The following is a 12560-nucleotide window of genomic DNA, read 5'->3' as shown; positions in this document are numbered from 1 at the left end:
ACCTCCATGGGACTGGTTCTTTGTTTGTTTGCTTGTCTGTCTGTTCGCTGCCGGGGTCATCCGCCGGTCGGGCCGTCCGTCCTTCCGTCCGGTCCGCCGGCCCCGGCGGATCAGGCGGTGCGGACCGGCGGGTCGGGGCGCCGGTGGAAGACCGCCCCCTTGCGCCAGAGCCGCAGTGCCTCCCAGTGGATCGCCCCGATCACCTTCAGCGTCAGCAGCGGGTGGGTCAGGAACGCCGCCAGCAGCGCCCCGCGGCTCAGCGCCGCCCGCTGCCCGGTATAGGTCGCCAGCAGCAGGTCGCCGCCCGGATCGGTCTGGCGGATCAGGATGGACAGGCGCTCGTCGGGCACCCGCAGGCGGAAGCGGTATTCCCCGTCCATGCCGATGAAGGGGGAGACGTGGAACTCCTTCGCCTGGGCGTGCGTCACCGGCCCGCTCCCGTCGCCGTCGGCGGGGCAGACATAGACGTGCTGGTCGCCGAAGGTGTTCTTGACCTCGTACAGCAGGGCCGCCAGCCGGCCGTCCGCGCCGTGGCAGAAATAGATGGTCAGCGGATTGAAGGCGTAGCCCAGCACCCGCGGGAAGCAGAGCATCCGGACCGGCCCCCCGTCCAGGCGGATGCCGTGCCGGGCCAGCTCCTCCTCCACCCACGGGCGCAGGGGGGAGCCGTCGCGGCGGCCATGGTCGCGGTCGTCGATGGACAGCAGGCCGAAGCGGTTGTGCCGCAGGGGCCAGGGCAGCCGGTCCAGCCCGTCCAGGTCCAGCAGCAGCGAATAGACCCGGTAGTCGAACCTGTGCCGGAACGGCCGCAGCCGGCTGTGCATGACGCGGCCGAGATAGAGCGCATGCTCTCCCATGGGCGGTCTCATCCGGCGGTCGGGGCCAGTTCGGCCCCGCGCGGCCGGGCGTTGCGCCCGGCGGGGGAGGCGTCGGTCACGCTCCACGGACGCTTGGCGCCCAGCGCCTCGGCCACCGCGAGCCCGGCCGACAGCCCGTCCTCATGGAAGCCGTAGCCGAACCAGGCGCCGCAGAACCAGGTGCGGCGCGTGCCCTGGATGCGCCACAGCTCCTGCTGCGCGTTCACCGCGGCGGCGTCGAACATCGGGTGGTCGTAGATGAACTCCTTGATCTTCAGGGACTGCTGCGGCTCGACGATCGGGTTCAGGGTGACGAACAGCGGGCTGCGCCGGTCGATGTTCTGCAACAGGTTCATCCAGTAGGTGACGCTGACCTTGGCCTGCCGGTCGCGCGTCCCGTTCGCCAGATAGTTCCAGCTCGACCATGCCTTCGGCCGCCGCGGCATCAGCACCGGGTCGCGGTGCAGCACGGCCCGGTTCATCTGGAAGCGGAAGGCGCCCAGGATGCGGCGCTCGTCCTCGCTGGCGTCGGTCAGCATGGCCAGCGCCTGATCGGCGTGGGCGCCGATGATGACGTGGTCGTACAGCTCCGACAGGCCCTCGGCGTCCTGCACCTGCACCCCCGCCGGGGTCCGGCGCAGGGAGCTGATGGCGCGGCCCGTGTGGACCGGGCCGCGGAGCTGCGAGACCAGCCTGGCGACGTAGCTGCGGCTGCCGCCCCGCACCGTGCGCCACTGCGGCCGGCGCTTCAGGTTCAGCAGACCGTGGTTGTGGAAGAAGCGGATGAAGGAGTGCAGCGGAAAGGCCAGCATCTCCGCGATGGTGGACGACCAGATCGCCGCCCCCATGGGCAGCAGGTGGTCGTAGATGAAGCGGTGGCCGAACCGCTCATGCACCAGATACTCGCCCAGCGTCATGCCGGTGACCGCGGGGTCGTCCAGCAGCTTCGGCGCGGCCTTGTAGAAGCGCATGATGTCGCGCAGCATCAGGTGGTAGGACGGCGACAGCAGGTTTCGCTTCTGCGCGAACATGCCGGCCAGATTGCTGCCGGAATATTCCAGCCGGCCGCGGTCCAGGCTGACGGCGAAGGACATGTTCGAGCGGTCCGTCTCCACCCCCAGATGCTCGAACATCGCGGTCAGGTTGGGATAGGTGTGCTCGTTGTAGACGATGAATCCGGTGTCCACCGGCACCGTGCCGCCGTTGCGCGCGGGGGCGTCCATCGTGTTGGAGTGTCCGCCCGGATAGGCGTTCTGCTCGTAGACGGTGACGTCATGGCCGTGCCGGTCCAGCAGCCAGGCGGCACTCAACCCAGAAATGCCAGCCCCGATCACAGCGATCCGCATGATCTCCAGTTCCCTTCGTCAGTCGGTTCCAAGGCGTCGAATGGTGCGTTTTCTCAAGGGGCCGCAGCGTCGGGGTCCGCGGCATCGGGGGCCGCAGCGTCGCCCGCCTGCCTGAGCGTGGCAAAGGCGGCCAGCGCGCGGTCCCGGCCCCGCTTGTGGTCGATGCAGGGCAGGGGATAGTCCGTGCCCAGCCGGATGCCGGCGCGCCGCAGGGTCTCCGCGGTGGCGGTCCAGGGCTGGTGGATCAGCCTGTCGGGCAGGGCGGCCAGTTCCGGCACCCAGCGGCGGACATAGCGTCCGTCGGGGTCGAACTTCCCGCCCTGCAACACCGGGTTGAAGACCCGGAAATAGGGGGCGGCGTCGGCGCCGCAGCCGGCGATCCACTGCCAGCCCGCGGCATTGTTCGCCAGATCCGCGTCCACCAGCGTGTCCCAGAACCAGCGCTGCCCCTCCTGCCAGGGCAGCAGCAGGTGTTTCACCAGGAACGAGCCGACGATCATGCGGACGCGGTTGTGCATCCAGCCCGTGGTCCAGAGCTGGCGCATGCCCGCATCGACGATGGGATAGCCGGTGCGACCGCGCCGCCAGGAGTCCAGTGCTGCGCTGTCCGGCTGCCACGGGAAGTCCTCGAAACGGGGGTTCAGGGGCCGTTCCGGAAGTTTAGGGAAATGGTACAGAAGGTTGTAGCAGAATTCGCGCCAGCCCAGCTCGCGCAGGAAGGATTCCGCGTGCCGCCGGTGCTCGGGCCGGTTGCCGGACAGCATCGCGTCGCGCGTCGCCGCCCAGACCTGCCGCGGCGAGATCTCTCCGAAATGCAGGTGCGGCGACAGGCGGGAGGTGCCGTCGCTGCCGGGCCGGTCGCGTCCGTCGGCATAGTCGGCGGCGGCGCCGTCCAGGAAGGCGCGCAGCCGCGCCGTCGCCGCCGCTTCCCCCGGCTGCCACGCCTGCCGCAGCCCGCCGGCCCAGTCGGGCGTCGTCGGCAGCAGGCCCCAGGACTCCAGCGCATCCGACGCGGGCGCGGTCTCCGGCGGCATCAGCCGGTCGGGCGCGGCCAGCGGCTCCGGCCAGTCCGGGCTGGAAGAGACGGCGCGCCAGAACGGCGTGAACACCCGGTAGGGCTCGCCGGCCGCGGTCCGGACCGTCATCGGCTCGCGCAGCAGGGACCCGTTGAAGCTCCTCGCCTCCACGCCCGCGGCGCGCAGGTCGGCCTTCATCTGGCCGTCCCGCTCCATCGCCCAGGGTTCGTAGCAGCGGTTCCAGAGCACGGTGCCGGCCCCGGTCTCCCGCAGCAGCGACCCGATCACGATGTCGGCCCGGCCGCGGCGCAGCACCAGCGGCGAGCCTGCCGCCGCCAGCGACCGGCCCAGGGATGCCAGGCTGTGGTGCAGCCACCAGCGCGAGGCGCCGCCGGGCCGCCAGTCGCCGGGGGTGTCGTCGTCCAGGACGAACACCGGCACGACCGGGCGGCCGCTGCGGGCGGCGTCGCTCAGGGCGGGATTGTCGCCGAGACGGAGGTCCTGGCGGAACCAGACGAGGATGGGGGCGGCGCGCATGGAAGGGGTAGCCGAAGGAATGATCCCGTTAAGTGTGCCGTCAGGACGATCCGTCAACGCCTTGTCCGGCCCCTTCCGCTTTTCTGCACGGTCCCGGTCCGCAGAAAAGCGGGTCCTGCGGGTCGCTCCGGACCGGCTCGGGAACGCCGGCGGGGCCCCTTGTCAAGCTGTGCAGATTTCCAGCGGAACACCGCTTGCAGCGGCCCGATCCGTACCTAATTGACTACCCATGGGCGTCGCCGGTCGGGTGGCCCGGGCATTTTCCCGGGACACCCTCTCCTCCGCAGCGGTGGCGGCTCGTAAAGGCCCGGAGCGTTCCCCCGCGCTCCGGGCCAGTCCTTTTCAGGGCCGGTCTTCTCCAGGCCCCCCCAGCGGCGGCCTTCAGCGGCGGCCGGCCTGTCGGGCGGGAAGCGCCGCCGGGCCCGGCGCCTCGGGCGAGAGCCGCGCGGCCGGGAAGGCGTGGACCTTCTCCCGCCCCAGCAGCCAGACCCGGAAGTCCCGCCCCAGCAGCCCGGCCACGGCCGGGTCCAGCACGTTCAGCCCGCCGGCATAGGCCCCGAAGGCGGGCAGGATCAGCCGGCGCCCGTCGGATGCGAAGCAGCGCGCGCTGAGCCGCCGGCCGCGCACCAGCACGGCCGCCTTGGGGTGGTAGTGCCCCGACACCTCGCCCGCCACGGGTCCCGCCAGCGCCTCGTGCCGGAAGGCCAGTGGCCCCTCCACGATCTCCTCCAGCACCGTGCCGCCCCAGTCGCCGGGCGGCAGCGGGTCGTGGTTGCCGGCGATCCAGACCCAGTCCAGCGCCGCCGTCAGCCTTGCCAGCCGCCGCCCGTCCTCCGCCGGGACGCGGGCCGCGGCCGCGCGGTCGTGGAAACTGTCGCCCAGGCAGACGACCCGCGCCGGCCGCAGCCGCGCCACCGCCTCCTCCAGCCGGGAGAGGGTGGCGCCGGTGTCGTAGGGCGGCAGCAGCGTGCCGCGGGCGGCATAGCCGGAGCCCTTCTCCAGATGCAGGTCGGCCACCACCAGCCAGCCCCGTTCGGGCCAGAGGAGCGCCCCGGACAGATCGGCCAGCAGCCGGGCGCCGTTCAGCGGGATGGTACGGTCGGTCATGCCGGCAACAGAACATAGCCGGAACGGCCGGGCAAGCCCGACCGTCCGCGTGGGTCGCCGCGCCCGGAAAAATCCCCCTTGAGCCGGACCCTGGGTCATACCTTAACGAAGGTGGGGCCCGCGCGATGGCGGGCAGGGGAGGGCGGCCCGACGGGGCCGTCCGGGAGAGGCGGGATGAAAGCGGATCGGTTTCTCAGTGCGTCGGAATGCGCGCGGCGGACGGGCCTCACGGTCCGCGCCCTGCGGGTCTACGAGCGCGAGGGCCTGATCCGCCCCGCCCGGACGGCGAAGGGCTGGCGGGTCTACGGCCCGGCGGAGCTGGAGCGGCTGGGGGCGGTGGTGGCGCTGCGGGCGATGGGCTTCGGCCTGTCCCGCATCGCCGCCCTGCTGTCGGCCGGCGACCCGGCGCTGCCGCGGCTGCTGGAGATGCAGGCCGCGCTCTGGCGCGACCGGCTGGCCGCGGCCCAGCGCGGGCTGACGCTCACGCTCACGGCGCTGCGCCGCCTCGACGGGCCGGAACAGCCCTCCCTGGAAACCCTCTGCGATCTGGTGAGGACGATGACGACGCAGCAGACACCCAAGGCGCTCCAGGACGTGATGGACGAACTCTACAGTCCCGAGGAGCAGGCGGAATGGGCGGCCCGCAAGGGCGGCATCTCCGCGGAAGAGCAGCAGCAGGTCGGCGCCGCCTGGAACGGCCTGGTGGCCGAGGTGAAGGCGTTCATGGCGGCCGGCGGCGACCCGGCCTCGCCCGAGGCGCAGGCGCTCCTGGCCCGCTGGCGGGCGCTGACGGAGCGCTTCACCCAGGGCGACCCGGCGGAAGCCGCGAAGGCCGCCGCCGTCTGGAGCCGCTATCTGGAGCGCGATCCCGAGGGCAAGGATCTGGGCGAACTGGCCCTCAGCCGCGACGTCTGGACCTTCATGACCCGCGTGGCCGAGGCCGCCCGCGCCGCCGGCTGAGGTTCAGCGGAACAGGTGCGGCACGAAGCGGGCGCTGTCGCGGGTGACCAGTCCGTCATCCTCGCGGATGCCCATGCCCTTGGCGGCCCCGTCCACCAGCCAGACGCCCAGCACGGCGTGCCGGCCGGGGCCGGCCTCGGGCAGCTTCGTGAACTCCTGGTAGATCCAGCCCTCCTCGCCGTAGGGGCCGGCCATGCTGACCAGCGGTGCCCCCTCCGGCCGGCCGTCAGGTCCCAGCCGGGCGATGGAGACGTTGGCTCCCTCCCGCCCGAACAGCGGCTTCGCCACCACGGTGCTGCCGGCCGGGAAGCGGGTGCGCTCGCGGTAGGCCGGCAGCAGGTTCGGATGGCCGGGGAACAGCTCCCAGAGCAGCGGCAGCAGGCCCTTGCCGGACAGCAGCAGCTTCCAGGCCGGTTCGATCACCGTCAGCCGGCCGGCGGCCACCGCCTCGGCCAGGGCGGCGCCGAACGGCTCGCGCAGCAGCCACTCCCAGGGATAGAGCTTGAACAGGGCGTGGATCGGCTGCTCATGCTGGTCCACGAAGCCCAGCCGGTCGTTGAAGCCGATCTGGTCGATCGGCACGAACTTGGTGGGGCGGCCGGCGTCCAGCGCCACGCCCTCCAGATAGCGCACCGTGCCCTCGTCCTCCTGGTGCGGGACGATGCAGCTCAGGTGCAGGCCGCGGGCCAGCTCCGGGCGGGCGGCCAGCGCGTCGCGCAGCGCCTCGTGCAGCCCGTTGAACTGGTCGGTGCCGGGAAAGCGGTCTTCCAGCCACTGCCACTGCACGACCGACGCCTCGAACAGCGAGGTCGGGGTGTCGGCGTTGTATTCCAGCAGCTTCGGCTCGCCGCTGCCGTCCCAGGCCAGATCCAGGCGGCCGTAGAGCGCGCGGTCGGTGCCCTCCCGGCGCTCCCAGCTCGCCCGCAGCAGCGGCCCCCAGTGGGCGGGGATGCCCAGGGCGTCCCAGCGGCCGTGCGCCACCACATGCGCCGCGGCCTCCAGGCAGAGGCGGTGCAGCTCCACCGCCGCATCGTCCAGCCGGTCGATCTCCGCGGCGGTGAACTCCCAGGCGACGCTCTCGTCCCAGTAGGGCACGCCGCCACCGCTGTGGAAGTCGAAGCCCAGCGCCTCCAGCTTGGCCTGCCAGTCGGGGCGTGGCGCCAGGGTCAGACGGCGCACGGCCTCAACTCCCCGCGCTGAAGCTGCGCCCGGTGCTGCCGAAGCCGCCGCGGCTGGTGCCGCTGACGACGGACCGGGGCGCGCTGGTGCGGACCGGGCCGTTCAGGGTGGTGCGGCCGCCGGGCAGGCGGCCCAGCGTGCCGCCGGGCGCATGGGCGAATCCGCGGCGGTCGACATAGACCGGATTCGGGCCGCTGAGCATCCGGCCCAGCAGGAAGCCCGCCATCAGCGGCATGAACACGCTGCCCTGGCCGCTTTCGACGACGGTGCAGGCGCCGGGTCCCATCTCCGCCTCGCACTCCTCCTTGGAGGTGAAGCGCGGCGCGGTCGTCAGATGCTGGCGCTGGGCCTCCCCGAAGGCGGCTTCGCACTCGGCGGCCGGGCGCTCCTCGGCGCAGGCCTGCGGCCCCGGATAGATCTGCACCTCCTCCTGCGCCGGATCGCAGCCCGTCAGCCCCAGGCTGAGCAGGGCCCCGCCGGCCAGCAGCGTGGCGACGTTCTTCGACTTGCGCATTCCCTCTCTCCGAACCCCGTGCGACGGTGAATAGAAGGGAACGCCGCGGCCCCGGCGCAAGGTTCGGCCGGTCCGGACGGTTCCCGTTGCGTCCATCGGTCCTGTGTCAGTAGGTCAGGCTGGCGGCGTTGATCATGCCGGTGGTGATGGACAGGCCGGCCAGCAGGATGCCGTAGCTGGCCTTGTCGTGCTCGATGCCCTCGCGCAGGTCGCCCATCAGGCGCGAGGCGATCAGGAAGGCCAGGAGCTGGCCGACTAGGGCGATGGCGCTCCACATCAGCATGTCCAGCAGGCTGCCCGCCGAGGCGGCGACGCTGGAGACCGGAATGGCGAATCCGATCAGCACGCCGGAGAAGCTGAGCGCGGCGGCGGTGTTGCCCGCCCGGATCAGGCCGATCTCCTTGTAGGGCGTGATCCAGACATAGATCAGCACGAACACCGTCATCAGCACGGCCAGCGACCCCGCATAGGCGAGGTAGGCGGGGAAGTTGGACAGGCTGTAGCTCAGCAGCGGTTCCATGGTTCTGGCTCCCGGATGGGGCGGTTGCTCCGCCCGCGGTGGGGGCCAGACTGTCAGAACCCGAACATGTGGTCGAGCGCGAAGGCGCCCTCCCGCCCGTCGCGGATCAGCCCGTGATAGCCGAACAGTCGGCAGGTGGTGTCGCGGACCAGGACATGGGCGTCCGGGCCCGCCTCGCGCAGTTCCGCCGCGTCGAAGGTGTCGCCGACCTGGAAGCGGTAGCTGCCCGAGCAGGCGATGCGGACATGCCGCTGCGCCACCTCCGACCCGTCCCGGCGGGTCAGGATCAGGGAAGTGTCCGAACGCTGGCGCCAGGGCGTGCTGGCCGGATAGATCAGGTGGCAGAAGGTCTCCGTGGCGGCGTCCATGCCGGTGCGCAGGAACAGCCGGGTGGACAGGCCCGGCGGACGCCCGGCATAGCTCTGCGGCTCGCCGCGGTAGACAAGGCAGGTGTTGAACATGTGGGCGCCGAAGCTGGTCTCCGCCGCGTGGCCGCTCTCGCGGTCCTCGTAGCGGAACAGCGCGTGGAGCCAGCCGTCCGCCTCCTCCCCCAGGGCGAAGTCGTAGATCAGCTCCAGGTGGCCGTAGCCGGCGCGCAGCCGGTGCCCCTCCAGCAGTGTCTCCACGTCCAGCGCCGTGGCGTGGTCGCGCGGCAGCAGCCCCAGGGAACGGTGCGCCACCTCGGTCCCGTCGGCATCGTACAGGATGGCCCGCAGCGGCAGGCGCTCCTGGCTGCGCGCCATCGGCGTCGGCAGGGCGATGGAGCGGAAGCGCCCCGGCGGGAAGACGGGGGCCGGCAGGATGAAGCCCTTGCCCAGCAGCCCGCCCAGCTCCGGCAGGTGCGGGTCGGGCATCAGGTCGGTGCGCTCGACATTGGGGTGCGCGATGCGCCGGCGTGCCGGCCGGCCCGGCGCCTCGCGCACCACCTCGTAGCGCGGGCGGACGAAGTGGCGACCCGCCCGCACCTCGATCTGCCGCGGCCAGCGGAGCTCGGGCAGCAGCTCCGCCACGTCCAGGGCGTAGCTGCCGAAGGCGGGGACCTCGTGCCGCAGGGCCACCGCCTCCCCGTCGCGCCCCATCGGATTCAGCGCCACCTCCCCGGCGGGGATGGGGGCGGGGTGACTGTTCTGCACCCAGAGGATCACCCGCTCGCCCGGCTGCGGCGCCGGCAGGCCGGCATAGAAGTCCGCCGGCCAGGCGTTGGCGTCGTGGGTGCAGGAGAGGACGTGCGGATCGCTGCCGTAGGTGTCCAGCGCATACTTCACCACGTCGTGCCCGGCGGCGCCGACGACATGGACGAAAAGCTGGCCGACGAACTCCGGCAGGCCGAAGCGGCGGCGCACCTCGGCGCTGTCGATCACCACGGTGCCGCAGGCCTCGGGCAGGGTCTCCGTCCACTCCGCCAGCACCGTGCCCGTGTGGTCGAACAGGCAGAGCCACAGCCGCGGGGAGGCGGCGCCATAGGCGGACCAGTAGTTGGCCGTCACCAGCCGCGTGTGGTGGCCGCCCGAATCGCGGAAGAAGGCGAAGTTGGTGGCGAAGTTCAACGGCGCCAGATAGCGGACCGGATCGGTCAGCATCTCCGCCGGCAGCCTCAGGGCGTCCAGGCTCAGCACCTTCGTTCCCGGCGGGATCAGGTGGCGGATCTGTGCCACCAGCCGGTCGGCATCGAAGGCCACGACGAACAGGATGCGCGCCGTGCTCTCCGAAATGGCGGTCACCGGCATCGCCCGCTCGCCCAGCAGCGGCAGGCCGATGCGCTCCACGTCCTGCACATGAACGCCGGTCAGTTCCACCGTGTGCAGCGGCCACAGCTCCGCGAAGGGCTCGGCCAGCCCCAGCGGATCGAAGAGCGCGACCGGCCCTTCCTCCGCCAGCCGGCGCAGAAGCCCGTGCCCCTGGCGGGCCGCCAGCGGGTGCCCCAGCGCCTTGAAGGTGCTGCTGCCGCCGGTGACGTTGCTGAAGGTCTCGATGCGCAGGGCCATGGGCGGCTTCCGGGGAGGGGGGACGACAGGGGGATCGCGGATCAGCGGAAGGGGTTCAGCCGCTTCAGCCGGGCGGTCACGGCGTGGCGGAACTGCTCGCGCCGGACGACGCCCGCATCGGTCACCCAGTTGAGCTGGATGACCCGGCGCTGGCCGACGAAGCTGGAATGGCCGTGCCATGCCGTCGGCCCGTTGCGGAAGGCCAGCAGCGTGCCCTCCTCGGGGGGCACCTCCACTGCCGCATCGTCCAGCCGGTCGGGCGAGCGCAGCAGGCGCAGCCGCCCGTCGGGCGATTCCCAGGACGGGTTCATGTAGATCAGGACGGTGATGATCTTGCTGTCGCTGTCGGTGTGGATGCGGCCGTCCTTGGCACGGGCCTGGCCGCGCACCGTGACCATGGTCGGCTTTCCGGACAGATCCAGGGCGAACTTCTCCGCAAACGCGCGGGTCATCTCCGGCCCCTGGATCTCCGCCAGCAGCCGGGCGAAGACCACACCGAAGCGCAGTTCGGAGGCGGGGAAGCTGCCCGGCTGGGTGATCCGCGGAAAGTCGCGGTTCACCGCGTCGCGCGCCTCGGCCCGGATGAAACCCGGCACGATCAGATGGTCGTAGGGATCGGGGGAGAGGGGCGTCGCCCGGAACCGCTCCAGGTCGATCAGGCCGCCGGCCACAGCGCCGGCCGGGGGGTCTTTCAGGGTCGTCGCGGGTGCGCTCATGGCAGGCCCCGTCTTGGGTCGCGGACCGTTGGCAGGTGGGACGCGCGCGCCGGCCGGTCAAGGGTCGGCACGCGCAGGTGGTACATCCGCCGCGCCCTGTGACTCAGGCGGCGCTGCGGAGCCGCTGCCGCCACACCGCCATGCGCCGCTGCACCTCCGCCGCGACGCGCGCGGTATCGTCCAGCGGCGTATAGCTCCAGGACTCCAGCACCCCGGTGAAGGGCCGGGCGATGCCGTCGGCGTACATCATCTCGTGGAAGCGGCGGAACTTCGGCGAGCCGCCCTCCAGTTCGATGACGTAGACCGGCTTGCCGGTGCTCGCCGCCTCCGACACCATGGAGACGCTGTCGCAGGTGACGACCACCGCGTCCGCCAGCCCCAGGAAGCCGAAATAGGGGTTCTCGCCCGTGCCGTCCCAGACGGTGGCCGGCAGCCCCGCCAGCCGGGCGCGCAGGATGGCCTCGTTGTCGGCGCCCGTGCGGCGGGACGGCGTCACCATCAGCCCGACGCCCTCGCGCCGGGCCAGATCGGAGAGCTTCTCCGCCACGTCCCCCATCACCGTCGGGGTCAGGTGGTAGACACCGTTCGACCCGCCGATCAGCACCGCCACCCGCGGCCGCGGCAGGTGCGCCACGGCGGGCGCGAAGCGGCCGGCGGCCTCGGCCAGCCGCTCCGGCGTCACCCGGTGCAGGGCGCCGCGGGTGGTGATGAGCGTGGGGCCGCACTTCTCGTCATGCTTCGGCAGGATCACCGCGTCGAAGCGGGAGAAGGGTACGCCCGGATTCTGGATGTGGACGCAGAAGGTCCGGCCGCGGTTCAGGCGGCGGATCAGCAGCGCCAGTCCGACCGCCTGGCGGCCGGAGGTGATGAGAAGATCCGGCCAGGGCGGGGTCAGCGGATCGGACTCCGGCGCCAGGGCGAGCCCCAGACTGATCGGAAGATAGGGGGTGGTCTGCCGCCAAGGGGTCTTGAGTGCGATCCGTTTGATGATAGGGTGCGCGCCCACGGCCTCGGCAAGGCCGAGGCACTGGTTCTCCATGCCCGCCTTGCCGTCGGACATCACCCAGCAGACAGGTGCCGCCATCGGAGCCGCCGTCATCGGCGCGTCTCCCGATACCCCGAGCGAACAGACGGAAGAGCGAAGGGCAGCGGGCGTCTCTTGGCGCCCGTGGATGGCTCGTGTAATATCATTTCCCAAACACCAACCCCCGGAGCCTCAAGAAATCAACATGCGGCGGGTCAAACTCGACCGGATCGATCGGCGCATCCTCCGTGACCTTCAGGCGGATGGCCGTATGACGAACGTGGAACTGGCGCGTCGCGCCGGCATCTCCGCGCCCCCCTGCCTTCGGCGCGTCCGCGCCCTGGAGGAGGCTGGTTATATCCGTGGTTACCATGCGGACATCAATCCGGAGGCTCTGGGGTTCCACGTCACCGTGTTCGCCCAGGTCGGCCTCTCCTCCCAGGCGGAGCAGGACCTTAAGAGATTCGAGGACCTGGTCAACAGTTGGCCCGAGGTCCGCGAGTGCAACATGCTGGCCGGGGAGACGGACTTCCTGCTGAAGATCGTCGCCTCCGACTGGGATTCGTACCAGCGATTCCTTACCACGCGGCTCACGGCCGCACCCAACGTCAGCCATGTGAAGTCGGCTCTCGCCATCCGGCAGTCGAAATTCGCGCCCGGCGTGCCCGTGGACGTGGAGGTCGGGCCGGAGATCAAGGACGAGGACGACGAGGAGGAGTGAGCGCGGTGGCGTGAGCGCGGCCCCGGTTCCCTCCGGGCCGGCTCCCGGCCCTGTCCTCCCGTAGCCGCTCCCTCTACA

At 71.6% G+C, this 12560-nt stretch carries 12 protein-coding genes; 2 read left to right on the top strand and 10 right to left on the bottom strand.

Going from position 1 to position 12560, the window contains the following annotated elements; all coding sequences use genetic code 11:
* Window positions 1-110 precede the first annotated feature (110 nt).
* From ACFQPS_RS10015 to pdeM, 4 genes are all read right to left on the bottom strand, one after another.
* Window positions 111-857 carry a DUF1365 domain-containing protein gene (locus tag ACFQPS_RS10015; RefSeq protein ID WP_377358612.1) on the bottom strand — a complete coding sequence of 249 codons (747 nt, stop codon included), beginning with the start codon at window positions 855-857 and terminating at the stop codon, window positions 111-113.
* Between the two features lie 8 nt (window positions 858-865).
* Window positions 866-2203: an NAD(P)/FAD-dependent oxidoreductase gene (locus ACFQPS_RS10010; protein WP_377358610.1), complete on the bottom strand. Its 1338-nt coding sequence runs from the start codon at window positions 2201-2203 to the stop codon at window positions 866-868.
* A 53-nt stretch (window positions 2204-2256) separates the two neighbouring features.
* A complete protein-coding gene (locus tag ACFQPS_RS10005; protein WP_377358608.1) occupies window positions 2257-3756 on the bottom strand; it encodes a cryptochrome/photolyase family protein in 1500 nt (499 codons plus the stop codon).
* A gap of 381 nt (window positions 3757-4137) precedes the next feature.
* Window positions 4138-4863, bottom strand: coding sequence for a ligase-associated DNA damage response endonuclease PdeM (gene pdeM / locus ACFQPS_RS10000; protein ID WP_377358606.1), 726 nt, complete (start codon window positions 4861-4863; stop codon window positions 4138-4140).
* 174 nt (window positions 4864-5037) lie between these two features.
* On the opposite strand from pdeM, the gene ACFQPS_RS09995 reads away from it, so the two are divergent.
* Entirely contained in the window at window positions 5038-5823 is a 786-nt protein-coding gene (locus ACFQPS_RS09995) for a MerR family transcriptional regulator (RefSeq protein WP_377358604.1), read from the top strand.
* Between the two features lie 3 nt (window positions 5824-5826).
* Here the strand turns inward: ACFQPS_RS09995 and ACFQPS_RS09990 are convergent, their stop codons facing one another.
* The 6 genes from ACFQPS_RS09990 to ACFQPS_RS09965 all read right to left on the bottom strand — a co-directional run bounded on the left by ACFQPS_RS09990 (window position 5827) and on the right by ACFQPS_RS09965 (window position 11836).
* Window positions 5827-7002 carry a glutathionylspermidine synthase family protein gene (locus ACFQPS_RS09990; RefSeq protein ID WP_377358602.1) on the bottom strand — a complete coding sequence of 392 codons (1176 nt, stop codon included), beginning with the start codon at window positions 7000-7002 and terminating at the stop codon, window positions 5827-5829.
* 4 nt (window positions 7003-7006) lie between these two features.
* Window positions 7007-7516: a DUF1190 domain-containing protein gene (locus tag ACFQPS_RS09985; RefSeq protein ID WP_012567200.1), complete on the bottom strand. Its 510-nt coding sequence runs from the start codon at window positions 7514-7516 to the stop codon at window positions 7007-7009.
* Window positions 7517-7622: 106 nt separating this feature from the next.
* A complete protein-coding gene (locus tag ACFQPS_RS09980; protein WP_377358600.1) occupies window positions 7623-8036 on the bottom strand; it encodes a DUF350 domain-containing protein in 414 nt (137 codons plus the stop codon).
* Window positions 8037-8089: 53 nt separating this feature from the next.
* Window positions 8090-10021, bottom strand: coding sequence for a hypothetical protein (locus tag ACFQPS_RS09975; RefSeq protein WP_377358598.1), 1932 nt, complete (start codon window positions 10019-10021; stop codon window positions 8090-8092).
* Between the two features lie 41 nt (window positions 10022-10062).
* Complete coding sequence (locus tag ACFQPS_RS09970; RefSeq protein WP_377358596.1) at window positions 10063-10737, bottom strand: 2OG-Fe(II) oxygenase family protein; 675 nt, start codon at window positions 10735-10737, stop codon at window positions 10063-10065.
* A 103-nt stretch (window positions 10738-10840) separates the two neighbouring features.
* Window positions 10841-11836 carry a mitochondrial fission ELM1 family protein gene (locus ACFQPS_RS09965; protein ID WP_377358594.1) on the bottom strand — a complete coding sequence of 332 codons (996 nt, stop codon included), beginning with the start codon at window positions 11834-11836 and terminating at the stop codon, window positions 10841-10843.
* A 130-nt stretch (window positions 11837-11966) separates the two neighbouring features.
* Here ACFQPS_RS09965 and ACFQPS_RS09960 point away from each other — a divergent pair, with 130 nt between their 5' ends.
* Window positions 11967-12482 carry an Lrp/AsnC family transcriptional regulator gene (locus ACFQPS_RS09960; RefSeq protein WP_377358592.1) on the top strand — a complete coding sequence of 172 codons (516 nt, stop codon included), beginning with the start codon at window positions 11967-11969 and terminating at the stop codon, window positions 12480-12482.
* Window positions 12483-12560 lie beyond the last annotated feature (78 nt).

The organism is Rhodocista pekingensis (assembly GCF_042665545.1).
Lineage (GTDB): Bacteria > Pseudomonadota > Alphaproteobacteria > Azospirillales > Azospirillaceae > Rhodocista > Rhodocista pekingensis.
The sequence above is the reverse complement of the archived record's forward strand: the minus strand, read 5'-3'. Positions and strand labels throughout refer to the sequence as shown.

Excerpts from the sequence above, each read along its gene's own strand:
- ACFQPS_RS10005 (WP_377358608.1), bottom strand. The coding sequence starts at position 3,756 with ATGCGCGCCGCCCCCATCCTCGTCTGGTTCCGCCAGGACCTCCGTCTC.
- ACFQPS_RS10015 (WP_377358612.1), bottom strand. The coding sequence starts at position 857 with ATGGGAGAGCATGCGCTCTATCTCGGCCGCGTCATGCACAGCCGGCTG.
- pdeM (WP_377358606.1), bottom strand. The coding sequence starts at position 4,863 with ATGACCGACCGTACCATCCCGCTGAACGGCGCCCGGCTGCTGGCCGAT.
- ACFQPS_RS09980 (WP_377358600.1), bottom strand. The coding sequence starts at position 8,036 with ATGGAACCGCTGCTGAGCTACAGCCTGTCCAACTTCCCCGCCTACCTC.
- ACFQPS_RS09995 (WP_377358604.1), top strand. The coding sequence starts at position 5,038 with ATGAAAGCGGATCGGTTTCTCAGTGCGTCGGAATGCGCGCGGCGGACG.
- ACFQPS_RS09965 (WP_377358594.1), bottom strand. The coding sequence starts at position 11,836 with ATGACGGCGGCTCCGATGGCGGCACCTGTCTGCTGGGTGATGTCCGAC.
- ACFQPS_RS09985 (WP_012567200.1), bottom strand. The coding sequence starts at position 7,516 with ATGCGCAAGTCGAAGAACGTCGCCACGCTGCTGGCCGGCGGGGCCCTG.
- ACFQPS_RS09970 (WP_377358596.1), bottom strand. The coding sequence starts at position 10,737 with ATGAGCGCACCCGCGACGACCCTGAAAGACCCCCCGGCCGGCGCTGTG.
- ACFQPS_RS10010 (WP_377358610.1), bottom strand. The coding sequence starts at position 2,203 with ATGCGGATCGCTGTGATCGGGGCTGGCATTTCTGGGTTGAGTGCCGCC.
- ACFQPS_RS09975 (WP_377358598.1), bottom strand. The coding sequence starts at position 10,021 with ATGGCCCTGCGCATCGAGACCTTCAGCAACGTCACCGGCGGCAGCAGC.
- ACFQPS_RS09960 (WP_377358592.1), top strand. The coding sequence starts at position 11,967 with ATGCGGCGGGTCAAACTCGACCGGATCGATCGGCGCATCCTCCGTGAC.